The organism is Plantactinospora sp. CNZ321 (genome assembly GCF_004217235.1).
Genome location: NZ_SHKQ01000001.1, coordinates 6,806,810 through 6,822,603, shown reverse-complemented (window position 1 = coordinate 6,822,603; position 15,794 = coordinate 6,806,810). Strand labels below are relative to the sequence as shown.

Annotated in this window: 19 protein-coding genes; 9 read left to right on the top strand and 10 right to left on the bottom strand. The window is 72.4% G+C overall.

The window, feature by feature from the left end:
• Nucleotides 1-63: 63 nt before the first annotated feature.
• Both EV371_RS29575 and EV371_RS29570 read left to right on the top strand, forming a co-directional pair.
• A complete protein-coding gene (locus EV371_RS29575; protein WP_130464937.1) occupies nucleotides 64-777 on the top strand; it encodes a DUF4245 domain-containing protein in 714 nt (237 codons plus the stop codon).
• An 80-nt stretch (nucleotides 778-857) separates the two neighbouring features.
• Nucleotides 858-1,727, top strand: a complete 870-nt coding sequence (locus tag EV371_RS29570) for a hypothetical protein (protein ID WP_486484844.1) — start codon at nucleotides 858-860, stop codon at nucleotides 1,725-1,727.
• Nucleotides 1,728-1,857: 130 nt separating this feature from the next.
• On the opposite strand, the gene EV371_RS29565 is transcribed toward EV371_RS29570, so the two are convergent.
• Both EV371_RS29565 and xseA read right to left on the bottom strand, forming a co-directional pair.
• The gene (locus EV371_RS29565) at nucleotides 1,858-2,094 is read right to left on the bottom strand and encodes an exodeoxyribonuclease VII small subunit (protein ID WP_130464936.1); all 237 of its coding nucleotides are present in this window, start codon (nucleotides 2,092-2,094) and stop codon (nucleotides 1,858-1,860) included.
• 64 nt (nucleotides 2,095-2,158) lie between these two features.
• On the bottom strand, nucleotides 2,159-3,379 hold the full coding sequence (gene xseA / locus EV371_RS29560) for an exodeoxyribonuclease VII large subunit (protein WP_130464935.1): 1,221 nt from the start codon (nucleotides 3,377-3,379) through the stop codon (nucleotides 2,159-2,161).
• A 112-nt stretch (nucleotides 3,380-3,491) separates the two neighbouring features.
• Here xseA and EV371_RS29555 point away from each other — a divergent pair, with 112 nt between their 5' ends.
• Entirely contained in the window at nucleotides 3,492-4,526 is a 1,035-nt protein-coding gene (locus EV371_RS29555; protein WP_130464934.1) for a 4-hydroxy-3-methylbut-2-enyl diphosphate reductase, read from the top strand.
• 203 nt (nucleotides 4,527-4,729) lie between these two features.
• Complete coding sequence (locus EV371_RS29550; RefSeq protein WP_130464933.1) at nucleotides 4,730-5,053, top strand: RAD23 family protein; 324 nt, start codon at nucleotides 4,730-4,732, stop codon at nucleotides 5,051-5,053.
• A gap of 58 nt (nucleotides 5,054-5,111) precedes the next feature.
• Here EV371_RS29550 and EV371_RS29545 read toward each other — a convergent pair whose 3' ends face one another.
• Nucleotides 5,112-5,360: a flavin reductase gene (locus tag EV371_RS29545; RefSeq protein ID WP_486484843.1), complete on the bottom strand. Its 249-nt coding sequence runs from the start codon at nucleotides 5,358-5,360 to the stop codon at nucleotides 5,112-5,114.
• Nucleotides 5,361-5,362: 2 nt separating this feature from the next.
• Nucleotides 5,363-5,725 (bottom strand): hypothetical protein, encoded by a 363-nt coding sequence (locus tag EV371_RS29540; protein ID WP_130464932.1) that lies wholly within the window; start codon nucleotides 5,723-5,725, stop codon nucleotides 5,363-5,365.
• Between the two features lie 178 nt (nucleotides 5,726-5,903).
• On the opposite strand from EV371_RS29540, the gene EV371_RS29535 reads away from it, so the two are divergent.
• The 3 genes from EV371_RS29535 (at nucleotide 5,904) to EV371_RS29525 (ending at nucleotide 7,200) form a co-directional block, all read left to right on the top strand.
• Complete coding sequence (locus EV371_RS29535; protein WP_130464931.1) at nucleotides 5,904-6,737, top strand: Scr1 family TA system antitoxin-like transcriptional regulator; 834 nt, start codon at nucleotides 5,904-5,906, stop codon at nucleotides 6,735-6,737.
• Nucleotides 6,737-6,922: a DUF397 domain-containing protein gene (locus tag EV371_RS29530; RefSeq protein ID WP_486484842.1), complete on the top strand. Its 186-nt coding sequence runs from the start codon at nucleotides 6,737-6,739 to the stop codon at nucleotides 6,920-6,922. The genes EV371_RS29535 and EV371_RS29530 overlap by 1 nt, the downstream gene beginning before the upstream one ends.
• Before the next feature lie 77 nt (nucleotides 6,923-6,999).
• Nucleotides 7,000-7,200 (top strand): DUF397 domain-containing protein, encoded by a 201-nt coding sequence (locus tag EV371_RS29525; protein ID WP_486484987.1) that lies wholly within the window; start codon nucleotides 7,000-7,002, stop codon nucleotides 7,198-7,200.
• 87 nt (nucleotides 7,201-7,287) lie between these two features.
• Here EV371_RS29525 and EV371_RS29520 read toward each other — a convergent pair whose 3' ends face one another.
• On the bottom strand, nucleotides 7,288-8,466 hold the full coding sequence (locus EV371_RS29520; protein ID WP_486484841.1) for a DNA recombination protein RmuC: 1,179 nt from the start codon (nucleotides 8,464-8,466) through the stop codon (nucleotides 7,288-7,290).
• A 68-nt stretch (nucleotides 8,467-8,534) separates the two neighbouring features.
• On the opposite strand from EV371_RS29520, the gene EV371_RS34000 reads away from it, so the two are divergent.
• Nucleotides 8,535-9,308 (top strand): hypothetical protein, encoded by a 774-nt coding sequence (locus tag EV371_RS34000; protein WP_207230642.1) that lies wholly within the window; start codon nucleotides 8,535-8,537, stop codon nucleotides 9,306-9,308.
• Between the two features lie 128 nt (nucleotides 9,309-9,436).
• A complete protein-coding gene (locus tag EV371_RS29510) occupies nucleotides 9,437-10,099 on the top strand; it encodes a hypothetical protein (protein ID WP_486484840.1) in 663 nt (220 codons plus the stop codon).
• A gap of 75 nt (nucleotides 10,100-10,174) precedes the next feature.
• Here the strand turns inward: EV371_RS29510 and EV371_RS29505 are convergent, their stop codons facing one another.
• The 5 genes from EV371_RS29505 to EV371_RS29485 all read right to left on the bottom strand — a co-directional run bounded on the left by EV371_RS29505 (nucleotide 10,175) and on the right by EV371_RS29485 (nucleotide 15,782).
• Complete coding sequence (locus EV371_RS29505; RefSeq protein ID WP_130464927.1) at nucleotides 10,175-10,852, bottom strand: response regulator; 678 nt, start codon at nucleotides 10,850-10,852, stop codon at nucleotides 10,175-10,177.
• 61 nt (nucleotides 10,853-10,913) lie between these two features.
• On the bottom strand, nucleotides 10,914-12,080 hold the full coding sequence (locus EV371_RS33610) for a histidine kinase (RefSeq protein ID WP_165436868.1): 1,167 nt from the start codon (nucleotides 12,078-12,080) through the stop codon (nucleotides 10,914-10,916).
• A gap of 71 nt (nucleotides 12,081-12,151) precedes the next feature.
• Nucleotides 12,152-12,934 (bottom strand): ABC transporter permease subunit, encoded by a 783-nt coding sequence (locus EV371_RS29495; RefSeq protein WP_165436867.1) that lies wholly within the window; start codon nucleotides 12,932-12,934, stop codon nucleotides 12,152-12,154.
• The gene (locus EV371_RS29490; RefSeq protein WP_130464925.1) at nucleotides 12,931-13,824 is read right to left on the bottom strand and encodes an ATP-binding cassette domain-containing protein; all 894 of its coding nucleotides are present in this window, start codon (nucleotides 13,822-13,824) and stop codon (nucleotides 12,931-12,933) included. The genes EV371_RS29495 and EV371_RS29490 overlap by 4 nt, the downstream gene beginning before the upstream one ends.
• A gap of 95 nt (nucleotides 13,825-13,919) precedes the next feature.
• Nucleotides 13,920-15,782 (bottom strand): glycoside hydrolase family 3 N-terminal domain-containing protein, encoded by a 1,863-nt coding sequence (locus EV371_RS29485; protein WP_130464924.1) that lies wholly within the window; start codon nucleotides 15,780-15,782, stop codon nucleotides 13,920-13,922.
• Nucleotides 15,783-15,794 lie beyond the last annotated feature (12 nt).

Here is a 15,794-nt window from a genome sequence, read left to right as displayed (position 1 = left end):
GAGGAACGGCTGCCGGCGACTGCCCGCAGGAACGGCTGCCGGCGAAGCTGTCAAGATGGTGGGGTGAACTCCGCACAGCCTGCCGGCCGCAACCCGGCCGACCAGCTCAGCCCCGCCGACCTGCTTGGTTCGGCCGACCAGCGTGGTTCGGCCGAACCCGACGCGGCAGCCGTCACCCGGCCCGGTGGCGGGCCCGAGGACGGCAGACCCGAACACGGCGGACTCGAGGACGCGGGGCCGGGCGACGAGCGGGTCGTGCCGGCAGCGATCAGGTCGCAGCGGTCGACCAAGGACATCGTCATCTCGCTGCTCGTCCTGCTGGTGCCGATCGCCCTGGTAATCGGCTTCGCCCGGGTCTTCCTCGGCGCGGAGCAACCGGTGGTGATCGATCCGACCCCGGTACTCCAGGAGGCCCGGGCGGCCAACGCCTTCCCGGTCAGCGAGCCGACCGATCTGACCGACGGCTGGCGTACCGTCACCGCCCAGTTCCGCCGCGAGGCTGCCGGTGCGACCCTCCGGCTCGGATACCTCAGCCCGGACGGCGGCGGAGTGCAACTGGTGCAGAGCAGCCTGCCGGCCGAGGGGCTGTTGCCGGCCGAGCTGACCCGCGACGGACAGCCGCAGGGCACGGTCGAGGTGGGTGGACGGCTCTGGCAGCGCTACACCGCCCGCCCCGGCGAGTCGGCCCTCGTCCTGCTGGAACCCGACCGGACGGTACTGCTGGTCGGTCGGGCATCCGAGGACCAGCTGCGGCAGGTGGTCTCTTCCCTGCGGTAGTCGTCCACCGTCGGTACTCTTCGTGTTTGTGTATCCCGTTGGGTGCGTGCCCGGCGGGCAGATCCCGGGGAGGATCGACAGTGACATTCCGACGGTGGAGCGTCGCCACGACATTCCGACGGTGGAGCGTCGCCACGACATTCCGACGGTGGGGCGTCGCCACGCTCGCTGCGGCGGCCCTGTTCACGCCAGCTCTGACCGCCTGCTCGGGCACCGGCACCGAGCCGGACACCCCGGGCGCCCCGGGCGCCGATTCGCCGGCGATTCCGACGGACGCCAAGGAGGCGTTGCTCGCCTCGACCAAGGAGATCACCAAGGGTAACTTCACGTTCAGCATGACCGGCGCGGATCTCGACGGTCAGGGCTTCGTGCACGTGCCGAGCAAGAGCGCCCAGATGAACATGAAGGCCGGCGGCGACGAGTTCTCGATGGACATGGAGATCATCTACATCGAGCCGGAGAGCTGGGTGAAGCTGACCGTCACCGGCGCCGAGGACGTACCAGGGCTGGAGAAGCTGAACTCCGGCAAGTACCAGCACCTGGACCAGTCCAAGATCAAAGGCACCCGGGGGCTGGGCTTCGACTTCACCGACGTCGACCCGGCCGGCAGCGAGGCGCTGACCAGGGCCATCGTCGACGTGCAGAAGACCGGCGAGGGCACGTACACCGGCACGATCGACCTGACCAGGGCCACCGACGCCGGCATGGTCGACGAGGACGCGGTCAAGCTGCTCGGCGACGAGGCGACCAAGCTGCCGTTCGATGCCAAACTCGACGCGGAGGGCCGGCTCACCTCGCTGACCATCCAGCTTCCGGCGGTCGCCGGCGGCAAGGCGCAGGAACTGACGGTCGGCTACTCCGACTACGGCGCGGCGAGTCCGGCCAAGGCGCCGCCCGCGGCCGAGGTCGTGGAGGCGTCGCCGGAGACGTACGAGCTGTTCAACAAGTAGTACGGGTGCCGGGTGGGGTGGCCCAGCCGCTCCACCCGACGCACCCCGGATGCCGTCGGCGCACCCCGAATGCCATCGGCGCGGTCGGGTTCCGTCGGGTGGCTGTCGGGGCGCGGCAGGGTGGCGCGGGTCAGCCCTGGGTGGTTTCCCGGGCCTGCCGGACGGCGTCGATTCGCTGCCGGGCACCGTCGAGCCAACCCTGGCAGATCTCGGCCAGCTGCTCGCCCCGCTCCCACAGCGCCAGCGACTCCTCCAGCGAGGTGCCGCCGGCCTCCAGCCGTTCGACCACCGTGGCCAGCTCTGCCCGGGCCTGCTCGTAACTGAGTCCCTCGCCGGGGCCGCTCGCGCGATCTTGCGTGTCAGTCATGGTGGCTCCCATCTCAGCACACCGGCACCGGGCGGGTCCGCGCACACACCCGTACGACAGACGACTACGGCTCGACGACCGCGCCGAGTTCGCCCTCGGCGAGGCGTACCCGCAGCGGGTCACCGGCGGCGACCTCACCGGGTCCCCGTACGACGTGTCCGTCGGCACGCTGCACGATGGCGTACCCCCGGTGCAGGGTGGCGGCCGGGGAGAGCGCCCGGAGCCGCGCCACGGTGTGCCGGAGTTCCCCGGTCGCGGTGTCGAGCCGATGCTCGACGCAGCGGACGGCGCGGTCCCGCAGCCCGTTCACCTCGGCGGCCCGCTGGTCCAGCAGGATTTCCGGCCGGGCGAGCGAGGGACGGGACCGCCAGGCGTCGAGGCGGTGCGTCTCCCGGTCGACCAGTCCGATCATGGCCCGGTCGAGCCGGTCCCGGGCCATCCGGATCAGCCGGGTCTCCTCGCCGAGGTCCGGCACGATCCGTTTGGCGGCGTCGGTCGGGGTCGAGGCGCGCAGGTCGGCCACGTAGTCGACCAGCGGCGCGTCGGTCTCGTGGCCGATCGCGCTGACCACCGGGGTACGGCAGCCGAAGACCGCCCGGCACAGTGCCTCGTCGGAGAAGGGGAGCAGGTCCTCGACGCTGCCACCGCCCCGGGCCAGCACGATCACCTCGATGTTCGGATCGGCGTCGAGCACCCTGAGCGCGTCGACGATCTGCGGTACGGCGGTCGGGCCCTGCACCGCCACGTTGACCGTCCGGAACTGGACCGCTGGCCAGCGACGCCGGGCGTTCGTCAGCACGTCCCGCTCGGCCGCCGAGGCCCGGCCGGTGATCAGGCCGACCCGGCCGGGCAGGAAGGGCGGCCGGCGCTTGCGGGCACGGTCGAAGAGTCCCTCGGCGGCGAGCAGCTTCTTCAGCTTCTCCAGCCGGGCCAGCAGTTCGCCGAGACCGACCTGCCGGATCTCGTCGGCCCGCAGGCTCAGCGTGCCCCGGGCGGCGTAGAACTCTGGCTTGGCGTGCAGGAGTACCCGGGCACCCTCGGCCAGCTCCGGCGCTCCGACGTCCAGTACGTCCCGGTTCGTGGTGACGGTGAGGCTGAGGTCGGCCGACGGGTCGCGGAGGGTGAGGAAGACGGTTGCCGCGCCGGGGCGGCGGCTGAGCTGCGCCACCTGGCCGTCCACCCAGACCCAGCCCAGCTTGCCGATCCAGGCGCTCAGCTTCTGGCTGACCACCCGGACCGGCCACGGCTCGTCGGGCGTACTGCGCGGGATGCCGGCCTCGGTCATCCGGTCAGCCTACGGCCGGCACCGCCCGACCCGGCACCGCCGGTCCGGTGACCGCGGGCACCCGGGACAGCGGCCAGCGGGCGGAATCACGGGCGGAACGTAGACTGGCCGGGTGACCGAGGCTCAGACGACACCCCAGACCAGTAAGCGTGTCCTGCTGGCCAAGCCTCGCGGCTACTGCGCCGGCGTCGACCGTGCCGTGCAGACCGTGGAGGAGGCCCTCAAGTTGTACGGGGCGCCGATCTACGTGCGCAAGCAGATCGTGCACAACAAGCACGTCGTCTCCACCCTCGAACGGCAGGGCGCCATCTTCGTGGAGGAGAACGAGGAGGTGCCGGAGGGATCGACCGTGATCTTCTCGGCGCACGGTGTGGCGCCGGAGGTCCACGAGCAGGCGAAGGCCCGCTCGCTGAAGGCGATCGACGCCACCTGCCCGCTGGTCACGAAGGTGCACCACGAGGCCCGGCGGTTCGCGGCGGACGATTACGACATTCTGCTCATCGGGCACGAGGGGCACGAAGAGGTGATCGGCACCTCGGGTGAGGCGCCCGCGCATATCCAGCTCGTGGACGGTCCGGACGGTGCCGACAAGGTGACCGTACGGGACCCGGCGAAGGTGGTCTGGCTCTCCCAGACGACGCTGTCGGTGGACGAGACGATGGAGACCGTCGCCCGGCTCAAGCGCCGGCTGCCGCTGCTCCAGTCGCCGCCGAGCGACGACATCTGCTACGCCACCCAGAACCGTCAGCACGTGGTCAAGGAGATCGCCGCCGAATGTGACGTGGTGATCGTGGTCGGTTCCCGCAACTCGTCGAACTCGGTGCGGCTGGTCGAGGTGGCGCTGGACGCGGGTGCCCGGGCCGGTTACCTGGTCGACTACGCCTCGGAGATCTCCGACGACTGGCTCGCCGGGGTCACCACGGTCGGCCTGACCTCGGGGGCGAGTGTCCCCGACGACCTGGTCATGGAGGTGCTCGACCATCTCGCCGCGCGCGGTTTCGCCGACGTGACCGAGGTGACCACCGCCGACGAGCGGCTGACCTTCTCGCTTCCGCAGGAACTCAGGCGCGACATGAAGGCGGCCGCGGCGGCCAGGGCGGCGGCGCAGCAGGCCGACTCACTCGCGGCGAGCACCGCCAAGGCCTGATCGGGGTACGGGGTGCCGGCGTTCATCAGCCCGCGACGCGGAACAGGCGGCAGCCTGCGACGCGGAACGGGTGGCGTGGCGTACGCGTCGGATCTGTCATGAGGACAATTCATATTGTCGGTGTCGTGCTCGCCACCGGGCTGGCCCTCGGCGGTTGCGCGGACACCGGCTCGACGCCGCCGAACGGTTCAGGAGGAAGTCCGGTGACCGTGTCCCCCTCGCCTGATCCGGCCTCGTCCGGTCCCTCCGGCTCTGTTCCGACACCCCCCGGCGGCCCGACGGCCGATCCGACCGCCCCGCCGCGCGGCGGGGCGGCGCCGAGCGGTACGACCACGCTGCGCGGGACGGTCCGGGCCGGTGTCGAGCTGAACTGTGTGCTGCTGGACGACTATCTGCTGGTCGGTGGCCCTCGGGACGTGCTCACCCCCGGAGCCCGGGTGACGGTCGTCGGCGAGGTACGCGCCAATCTGATGACCACCTGCCAGCAGGGCACCCCGTTCCAGGTGCACAGCGCCACCCGGGACTGACCGCGACACCGGATCACCGGATCCTCGGGATGGGTGAGCGGATTCTCGGACAGGACCGTCAGCGGCGGCGCGGGACCCAGTAGAGGATCTGGCCCGCGAGCAGCGCGGGATGGACGTCGGGCCGCTCGCGCAGGGCGCGGGCGAGCTGGGCGCCGAGGTACACCATCAGGCCGACCCGGTCGCCCCGGAAGGCGGTCACGAGCGCCAGTCGCGCCTGCTGGCACGGCCAGGGCGCCCCACAGGCCCGACAGCGGTACGACGGGTGTGCCGGGACGTGCCGGCGCCAACGTTCCTGCGGCCCGATCACGCCTACCCCCGGCCTACCCGCTCGCCGTGCCGGGCGCGGTACTCCCCGGCCCGGGTCAGGCTCCCCGCCCGACCGTTAAGCAGTCGAGGGTGCGTCCCGACCCGGGTGTCCCAGGCGGGCCGGCGGTTGCGCATCCGGTCCCGGGCCGGCGGGGGTGCGTCCACGATCGGCGAGACGAAGGCCTTCGCCCGGACCGCCGCCCGATATTCCGCTCTGGACAGTGGCGGCGGTGGCGGTGGCTGGTAGGGCATCGGCACGAGTTCGACGGAGTCCGGGCAGCGCCACCGCCACCCGCATCGGCAGTACCGCCAGAGCCGGCGCCAGTCCCGGCGGTGGTACGGCTTTGGCCCGCGACCGAGTCTCATCAGTGTCTCCCGTCGGTGGAAGGTAGCCGGGGGCGGCGCCTGGCTCCGACCTGGTACCGCCCCCGTAGGCGCCACCGCCCGGCATCGGAGGGCTGTTGCACGGGGAACCGGACGGTGTTGCCTGAATTCCACCTTGGACTTTGGTCGGCAATAGGCGGAAGATAATGAGTCGGCAGCAATGGTGACGTACCCAATGGAGTGCCGGGAAGGGCGGGGAATGTCGATTCACAACGCCGGACTGGGAAGAATGCTCAAGTTCGCGCGATCCAGATCAACAATGACGCAGGATCAACTTGCCGAGCGGCTCAACGTGTCGACCTCATTGATCGCGAAGTTCGAAACCAATCGACTGATCCCGAAGCCCGACACGGCGCGGGGTCTCGACGCGGTGTTCGACTCCGGGGATATGTTCCAGGAGTCGGCGGCCGAGGCGCGGGCCTTCTCCGGCGGCACGGTCTGGATCCGGCCGTGGCTGGAGTACGAGCAACAGGCCACGATGGTCCGAAGCTTCCAACTGACGGTGGTCCCCGGGCTGCTTCAGACCGAGGATTACGCGCGGGCCATTCTCCGGTACGCCGGAACCCGCGTGCCGGACCTGGACGGCACGGTGGCGAGCCGGATCGCCCGGGCCGAGATCCTGCACCGGGTCGACAACCCGTGCCGGCTCTTCGCGGTGATCGACGAGGCGGTGCTGCGCCGGCCGGTGGGCACCCCGAAGGTGATGGCCGACCAACTGCACGCGATCGTGCAGGCCTGCGCCCTGCCGAACGTCAGCGTCACCGTGGTGCCGGCATCGGTCGGCGCCTACCCCGGTCTCAACGGACCGCTCGCACTCGCCACTGTCGACGGTCGCGACGTCGCGTTCCTGGACGATCCGCTGGGCGGTCGGGTGGTCGAGGACCCGGACCGGGTGGCCGCGCTCGGCGAGGTCTGGGAGGCCATCCGCGAGTACGCTCTACCCGGACAACCGTCCCTCGAACTGATTATGGAAGCGGCGGAATCATGGAGCTGATGGCTGTGCCGCGCTGGCGGACGTCTTCCCGCAGCAACGGGCAGGGTGGTGACTGCGTCGAGGTGGCCGACAATCTTCCCGGTCGGGTGTTGGTCCGGGACAGCAAGGACCGGCAGGGGCCGGCGCTGACCTTCGGGCCGGTCGCGTGGCAGGCGTTCGTCGACGAGGTGGCCCGGCGACCGTAACCCTGCCCGGGACGCCACCAACCACCTGTATGACCGTTCCTCGAACCGATCACGGAGGCGGCGGAATCATGGAGCTGATGGCTGTGCCGCGCTGGCGTACGTCTTCCCGCAGCAACGGGCAGGGTGGTGACTGCGTCGAGGTGGCCGACAATCTTCCCGGTCGGGTGTTGGTCCGGGACAGCAAGGACCGGCAGGGGCCGGCCCTGACCTTCGGGCCGGCGGCCTGGCGCGCCTTCGTCGGCGCGACGGCGCGCGGACCTGCCTCGAAAACCGGCTGATCGGCGCGGACCGTTTTCGGCGGCCGGCTGATCGGCGCGCGGACCGGGCCCGGCGCCCGACTGGCCGCCGGGGTCCGAACCGGACGGTCAGCGCGGGGTCGAGCGGGGAACCCCGAGCGGTGCCGTCGGCGGATCGACCAACTCGGGCGCCTGCGGCTGGCGCGGCGCCGTCTCCACCTGCGGCGGCGCCGGCAGGTCGTCGCCGGCCACGCCCAGCTCGGCGAGCTTGCGCGCGCTGACCAGCACCCGCGCCTCCAGCGAACCCACCGCCCGGTTGTACGCGGTCACCGCCCCGCCCAGCGCCCCGCCGAGCTTGCCGACGTGTTCGCCGAGGGTGCCGAGCCGGCCATACAGCTCGCGGGCCAGCGCGTGCACCGCCACCGCGTTGCGGGCCAGCGCCTCCTGCCGCCACGAGTACGCGACCGTACGCAGCAGCGCCACCAGGGTCGCCGGGGTGGCCAGTACCACGTTTCGGGCGAAGGCGTGCTCCAGCAGCGTCGGGTCGCGTTGCAGCGCCACGTCGAGGAACGGGTCGGCCGGCACGAAGAGCACCACGAACTCCGGGGACTGGTCGAACGCCGTCCAGTAGGACTTGGCGGCGAGCGCGTCGACGTGCGCCCGCAGGTGCCGGGCGTGCGCGTCCAGGTGCCGGTCCCGGCCCTGCTCGTCCCGGGCCTCCATCGCGGTCAGGTACGCGTCGAACGGCGCCTTGGCGTCCACCACCACCGAGCGGCCGCCGTGCAGCCGGACCACCAGGTCGGGGCGTACCGTCTGGTGCTCGGTCGCCGCCGTCACCTGCTCGGAGAAGTCGCAGTGCTCCAGCATCCCGGCGGCCTCCACCACCCGGCGGAGCTGGTGCTCGCCCCAGCGGCCGCGCACCTGCGGGGCGCGCAGTGCCGCCACGAGCTGCTTGGTCTCGGTACGCAGCTCCCCGGAGACCGAGGTCATCGCGCGAACCTGCTCGCGCAGCTCGGCGTACGCGTCGACCCGGTCGTGCTCCAGCTCGGCGACCCGCTGCTCGTAGCGGCGCAGCGTCTCGTGCAGCGGCGCCACCGCCCGGGCCACCGCCTCCTGCGACTGGGCGGTCGCCTCGTAGGAGAGCGCCCGCATCGACTGCTCCAGCCGGCCCTCGCCCTCCCGGGTCGCCCGCAGCGTCGCGTCCAGCCGGGCGATCTCGGCGGTCGACCGCGCGGTCGCGGCGAGCCAGCCGATCACCCCGCCCGCGACGAGGCAGACGATCACCACGGCCACGGTCGAGAGGTCCACCTCACAGAGCATGCCAGGCGCCGGGCCGCGTGGCGCGGGTACTCGCCGGTGGTGGGTACCGTGGGGTGATGGGTGAGGGGATCTGGTTCCTCCTGTTGGTACTGCTGCTCGTCGGCGGGCTCCTCTGGTGGCGCCGGGAGAGCGCCGCCCGGCAGGCCCGGGAACTCGCCGACGCGCGGGCCGAGGCCGGTCGCTGGTACGAGCGGCTCGGCGGGCAGTTGATGAACCTGCACGGCACCGAACCGGCGGTCCGACAGGCGCTGGCCGACGCCGGGGAGCGGTACAACGCCGCCGGCAGCCAGCTCGAACAGGCGCGCAGCGCCCGACAGTACGAGCTGGCCCGGGAGACCGCCCTGGAGGGGCTGGCGTACGTCCGGGCGGCCCGGGTGGCGCTCGGCATCGATCCGGGGCCGGAGCTGCCGCCGCTGGCCGCCGCCCGGGGTGTCGGCGCGATCACCGTGCCCAGGGAGGTGCAGGTCCAGGGCGAGACGTTCCGGGCCGGGCCGCATCCGGGGGCGGCGACACCGTACTACTACCCGGGCGGGCGGATGCGGGGCCGGCCGGTTCCGGCCGGCTGGTACTCGACCCCGTGGTGGAAGACCGGCCTGGCGGCCGGCGCCGGGGTGCTCGGCGGCATGCTGATCGCCGACGCGCTCTTCTCGCCGGCCTTCGCCGACCCCGGGTACGGCCACGACGCCGGCTCTGCGGAGGGGTTCGCGGACGGCGCGGACTACGGCGACCCGGGCGGCGGCGGAGACTTCGGTGGCGGTGGGGACTTCGGCGGCGGCGGGGATTTTGGCGGCGGTTTCGGTGGGGGAGACTTCGGTGGCGGAGATTTCTAACGGGGGAGATTTCTAGCGGTACGCTCCGGTTGTCCCGGCGGTCGTTCCGGCCGTCGGGCTAGCTGCCCGGCGAATGGTAGGGCTGACGGGATGGTCCTCGCCAGCGTCGGTTGGCAGAGTCGTCGACTGTGAGCGTCGACGTGGAAACCGTGGAGACCGTGGGGAGGCGCCGGCTGGTGATTGCCGGACGCTGGCTGACCAGCCTGGCCGTGGCGGGGCTCGGGGTCGTGGCCGTGACCGTGACCGCGCAGTCGATCGACCGGTTCCACTGGTGGGCCGGCTTCGTGCTGGTACCCGGGGCCCTGATCGCCGCCTCCGGCGGGCCGCTGCTGACCCGTGGCGGCGGGCGCGCGTTCGTCGGATATCTGCTCGCCTGCGTCGGTGGACTGGTCTTCGCGGTCGGCACGATGTTGATGCTCGGGGTGATGGGACGCGGCTGGCCGTTCATGATCACTCTGCCGGCGCTGGCCATCGTCGGCACCTACCTGTGGCGGTCGCCGGACCCGCTGCCCCGGGCCTTCCACCGCACCGTCGCGCTGCTGGGGCTGAACGCCGCCGCGCTCGGGGTGACCTTCCTGCTGCTGGTCAACGACGTAGTGGACTTCGGCTCGGCCGGCTGGTGGGGCGCCTTCATGATGGTCGGCAGTGTGATCATCCTGGCCAACGGGCTGGAACTGCTCCGGCACCGGATCAGGTACCGGGCCCAGGCCGTCACCCTGGCCGTCGGCCCGGCGGTGATCGCCTTCCTGCTGGGGCTGCGCTTCCTGCGCGACTGGCCGTTCCAGTTCTGAGCGCGCGGCCCACAGCCCGCTCAGTTCAGGCGCGGCGGGCCGGGCAACTGTACACCCGTCGACCGAGGCTACTGCTCACATCTGGTCACCCGGGCGTACGATGCCCGCCTCGTATGCGAAGACCACTACCTGGACCCGGTCCCGCAGGCCGAGCTTGCCGAGGATCCGGCCGACATGGGTCTTCACGGTCGCCTCGGAGACGGTGAGCAGCCCGGCGATCTCGGCGTTGGACCGGCCCCGGGCCACCTCCGCAAGTACTTCCCGTTCCCGGTCGGTCAACCGGTGCAGCCGCTCGTCGACCGGGGACCGGCCGGTCGACGGGTCCGGCAGGTGCGAGGCGAAGGCGTCGATCAGCCGCCGGGTCACGTTCGGCGCCACCACCGCGTCGCCGGCCGCCACCGCGCGGATCCCGGTGAGCAAGTCCGGCGGGGGTACGTCCTTGAGCAGGAACCCGCTCGCCCCGGCCCGCAGCGCGGCGAAGACGTACTCGTCGAGGTTGAACGTGGTGAGCACGAGGATCCGGGCCGCTTCGCCGGACCCGACGATCCGCCGGGTCGCCTCGATGCCGTCCAGGATCGGCATCCGGACGTCCATCAGCACCACGTCCGGGCGGAGCGTACGGGTCATCGAGACGCCCTGCGCACCGTCACCGGCCTCGCCGACCACCACCAGGTCGGGCTGGCTCTCCAGCACCATCCGGAAGCCCAGCCGGAGCAGCGGCTGGTCGTCGACGAGCAGGACCCTGATGGTCACGCCAACTCCCCATCCCGACCGGTCACCCCGGGACCACTCTCGACCACCCTCGACCACGCCGTCACGCCGTCTCCTCGTCGTCGAGCCGCACCCGGGCCCGTACCCGCCAGCCGGGGCCGTCGGGGCGGGGCCCGGCCTCGACCTTGCCGCCGTACGCGGCGGCTCGCTCGATCATCCCAGCCAGCCCGTGCCCACCGGGCGACGCCGGTGCGGCGGTACGGCCGGCACCGTCGTCGAGGATCTCCAGGTGGAGGCCGTCCGGCCGGAGGTAGAGCCGGATCCGCACCTCGGCGGCCGGGCCGGCATGCTTGAGGGTGTTGGTGAGCGCCTCCTGGACGATCCGGTAGACGGCGAGCCCGGCGCCCGGACCGCTGATCAGCGGTGTGTCCTGCACGGTCAGCCGGACCCGTAGCCCGGCGGTGCGGACCTGTGCCACCAGCGTGTCCAGGTCGTCGAGGCCCGGCTGTGGTGCCCGGCCGACCGCCTCGTCGCGGAGCAGGCCGAGCAGCCGGCGCATCTCGCCGAGCGCCTGCCGCCCGGTCGCCGACACCTGGGCCATGGTCTCGGCAGCCCGCTCCGGCGCGGTGCCGGCGGCGTAGCTGGCGCCGTCGGCCAGCGCCACCATCACGGCGAGGTTGTGCGCCACGATGTCGTGCAGGTCCCGGGCGATCCGGGCCCGTTCGGCGGCGACGGCGAGTCGGGCCCGCTGGTCGCGTTCCCGCTCCAGCCGGCGGGCCCGCTCCGCCAACTCGGCCAGGTACGCCTGTCGGAAGCGCACCGTCACCCCGAGCAGCACGGTCGCGGCGAGGCCGAAGGTGATGAAGCCGAACGAGGTCCAGTTCGGTTCGCCCGGCAGGAGGAGGATGATCGCCGGCCCTTCGGTCGCCGCGACGATCGGCCAGACGTGGCGCTGTGGGCGGTACCGGGCGACGGTGTAGATCGCCACCGCGACGACAAGCTCCGGGTGGATCCCGTCGACCCGGATGCCTACGAAGAGCGTCGATACGATCGCCAGGCCGTACACCGCCCAGCAGGTCAGGACCGGGGCCCGTCGGCGCCAGACCAGCGGGGCGTGCACGGCGACGAACCACAGCCAGACGGCGACGCCGGTGCCGGCCAGCGCCACCGGGCCGCTGGCCAGCCCGATCAGTACGACCAGACCCGCGTCGACCCACCGGGGATTCCGCCGGAGCAGGCTGCGTGCCCGGCGCGCGACCGCCGGAATCACCGGTCCGTCAGCCGACGCGGTGTCGGGCGCTGGGGTCGTCCCTCCAGCCGGCGCGGTGTCGGGCACCGGAGCTATCCGTCCCGGCGGCGCAGCACGGCGACCCCGCCGAGCAGCAGCAGACCGGCCCAGCCGACCAGCACCGCGGCGGCGGGGCCGGGGGACAGGGTGTCGAACGGGCCGCCGGCACCGTCCAGGGCGTACATCGCCTGGCCGGCGAGGGTCGGTACGTATTTCAGCACCGCCTCCTCCCGCTCGCCGGGCAGCACCGGCCCGAGCAGTGCCGGTACGACCATCAGCAGCACCACCAGCGCGGTGATCGCCCCGGCGGTGTGCCGCAGCATCGCACCGATGCCGAGCCCGAGCAGCCCTATCAGGGCCGCAGATCCGGCCGCTCCGACGATCGCACCCGGCACCCCGGAATCGCCGAGACCGGCACCGTCCGGTCCGAGCGCTGCCTGGCAGACCAGGAACGCGGCGAGGCAGCCGACCGTCAGCACCGGTACGGTCACCCCGGTCAGGGCGACCGCCTTGGCGGCGAGCACCGGCCAGCGCCGGGGTACGGCGCTCAGGGTGGCCCGGATCGTGCCACTGCCGTATTCGCCGGTGATCTGGAGTACCCCGAGAATGCCGATCACCAGCATCAGGAAGTCCATCGGCAGGAACGCCGTCCCGACCGCGTCCGCCGTGGTCGGGGCCGGGTCGCCGGACTGCACCGAGCGGCGTACGCCGTAGCCGATCGCGCCGGCCAGTCCCACCGCGAGCAGCAGTACCGTACCCAGGGTCAGCCAGGTGGAGCGGAGTGAGTGGAGCTTCGTCCACTCCGACCGGACCACCCGGGCGAACGTGATCCTCACCGGTACTCCACCGCCTCCCGGGTCAACTCCATGTACGCCTCCTCCAGCGACGCCCGTCGCGGCGTCAACTCGTGTATGGCGAGCCCGCCTGCCAGAGCCAGATCCCCGATCCGTTCGACGCCCAGCCCGGCGGCATGGAACACGCCCGGCCCGACCGGGCTCAGCGCGGCACCATGCGCGGTGAGCAGGTCCCCCAGCTCGGTGGCGTGCGGCGAACGCACCAGCACGCTGCCGACGGCGACCCGGGCGATCAGTTCCGCAACCGTGGTGTCGGCGAGCAGCCGCCCCCGGCCGATGACCACCAGGTGTTCGGCGGTCACCGCCATCTCGCTCATCAGGTGGCTGGAGACCAGCACGGTACGTCCCTCGGCGGCCAGCCCCTTGAGCAGGTTGCGTAACCAGAGCACCCCGTCCGGGTCGAGCCCGTTGACCGGCTCGTCCAGGATCACCACCGCCGGGTCACCGAGCAGTGCGGCGGCGATCCCGAGCCGCTGGCCCATCCCGAGGGAGAAGCCGCCGGCCCGGCGGTCGGCCACGGCGGTCAGCCCGACGGTTTCCAGCACCTCGTCGACGCGTCGCCGGCCGATCCCGTGTGTCTGGGCCAGCGCCAGCAGGTGGCTGCGGGCACTCCGCCCGCGATGCGCCGCCGCGTCGAGGAGTGTACCGACCTGGCAAAGCGGCGCCGGGTGGTCGCGGTAGGGGCGGCCGGCCACCGTCACCGTGCCGGCGGTCGGCCGATCCAGCCCCACGATCATTCGCATGGTGGTGGACTTGCCGGCCCCGTTCGGCCCGAGGAACCCGGTGACCTGGCCGGGTGTGACCGAGAAGGACAGTTCGTCGACGGCGAGGGTGCCGCCGTAGCGCTTGGTCAGCGCCTGTACCTCAATCATGGCTCCGACGCTAGGCGCGGCCGGACCGTCCGCCGACCGCCGGAAGGCTGGTCGTCGACGTCCCGGCCGTACGCCTGAGGTCGTACGCCGTGCCGCTAGCGGCGGAGCCGCCAGGTGAGGCCGTGGCCGTACGGGTAGCGGAGCGTCGTCGGGTCGGCCGGGTCCGGGACGCTGACCGGGAGCTTGCCGCGCGGCGCGACCTCGCCGACGAGTACCCGGGTCAGCGCATCCATCGACGCCTTCGTGTAGCCGAACGTGACCAGCTGGGTCGGTACGTCGTCGAAGTGCCCGACGTCGTACGCGTCCCGCACCGCGACGACCACCACCGGCCGGCCGGTGGCGGCGAGCGCGTGCACCAGCTTCTGCTGCCGGGCGTTCGGGTCGGTGACCGTGGTGTCGAAGGACTTCTGGGTCAGCACGACCGTCAGGTCGTTGGCCTGGGCCGCCGCCACCGCCTCGGCGATCTTCGCGTCGTTGGGCAGCCCGGTCGGCAGTGTGGTGGTCCGGTTGCCCCGGGCGGCCAGCCCGGCGGCGAGGGTGCCGACGTTGTCGAAGGCGCCGGAGTTCCAGCCGGTGACCAGCACCGACCGGTCAGCCCTCGGCAGCGGCAGCAGCCTCGCGTCGTTGCGTACCACGGTCACGGTCCGGTCGGTGATCTTCCGCAGTTCGGCCTGATGGGCGGGCTGCCCGACCACCCGCTCGGCGGCGGCCGGGTCGACCGACGGCACTCCGTCGAGTACGCCCCGGCGCTGCTTGAGGGTGAGGATCCGGCGTACCGACTGGTCGATCCGGGCCTCGGTGAGTTCGCCGGAGGCGACGGCGGCCAGTACCGAGTTCACGGCCAGGTCGAGGCTCGGGGGCATCAGCAGCAGGTCGGCACCGGCCTTGAGGGCGAGTACCGGGACGCGGTCGTCGCCGTACTTCTGCCGTACTCCGGCCATGCCGAGCGAGTCGGTCACCACCACGCCGCGGAACCCGAGCTGGCCCCGGAGCAGCCCGGTGAGGATCGGCGCGGATAGCGTGGCCGGATCGCCGGAGTCGTCCAGCGACGGTACGACGATGTGCGCCGTCATGATCGTGTCGACTCCGGCCGCGACGGCGGCCCGGAACGGCGGTGCGTCCAGCCGTTGCCACTCGGCCCGGCTGTGGTGGATCACCGGCAGGTCGGTGTGGCTGTCGTCCCGGGTGTCGCCGTGCCCGGGGAAGTGCTTTGCGGCCACGCTGACCCCGGCACCGGACTGGAAGCCGACCACCTGGGCGGCGGTCATCCCGGCCACCAGCAGCGGGTCGGAGCCGAAGGAGCGTACCCCGATCACCGGGTTGGCCGGGTTGACGTTGACGTCGGCCGTCGGCGCCCAGGCCTGACCGATGCCGACCGCCCGCAGTTCCCGCCCGGTGATCCTGGCCGCGGTGTACGCGTCGACCAGGCTGCGTCCGGCGCCGAGCGCCATGTTCCCGGGGAAGAGGGTGGCCGGCGCCGGCAGCCGCTGCACGATGCCGTGCTCCTGGTCGGTGGAGATGAGCAGCGGAATCCTGGAGCCGCTGGCGGCGGCGCTCGCCTGGAGCCCGTTGGAGAGCGTGGCGATCTGCCGGGGCGAGTCGAGGTTGTGTGACCAGGTGAAGTAGATGACCCCGCCGAGGTGGTACTTCGCCACCACCTCGGCACCGGTGTCCACTCCGTACGCCTGCCGGTTGGCGGCGGCGTCGGCCGCGCTCGGCGCGGTGGCGGAGCCACCGTAGACGTAGGTGGCGAAGAGCTGGCCGACCTTCTCCGGCAGGCTCATCCGGCCGATCAGCCGGTCCACCGGGGATCGCCCGGCAGTCTGGCCGGGGGATGCGGCAGTCTGGCCGGGGGATGCGGCAGTCTGGCCGGGGGATGCGGCCTGGGCGGGCGGGCTGGCGCCGCCGGCGGCGAGCAGCGCGATCGTGACGGTTGACGCCAGTAGCCGGCTCCGCATCACACCTCCAGG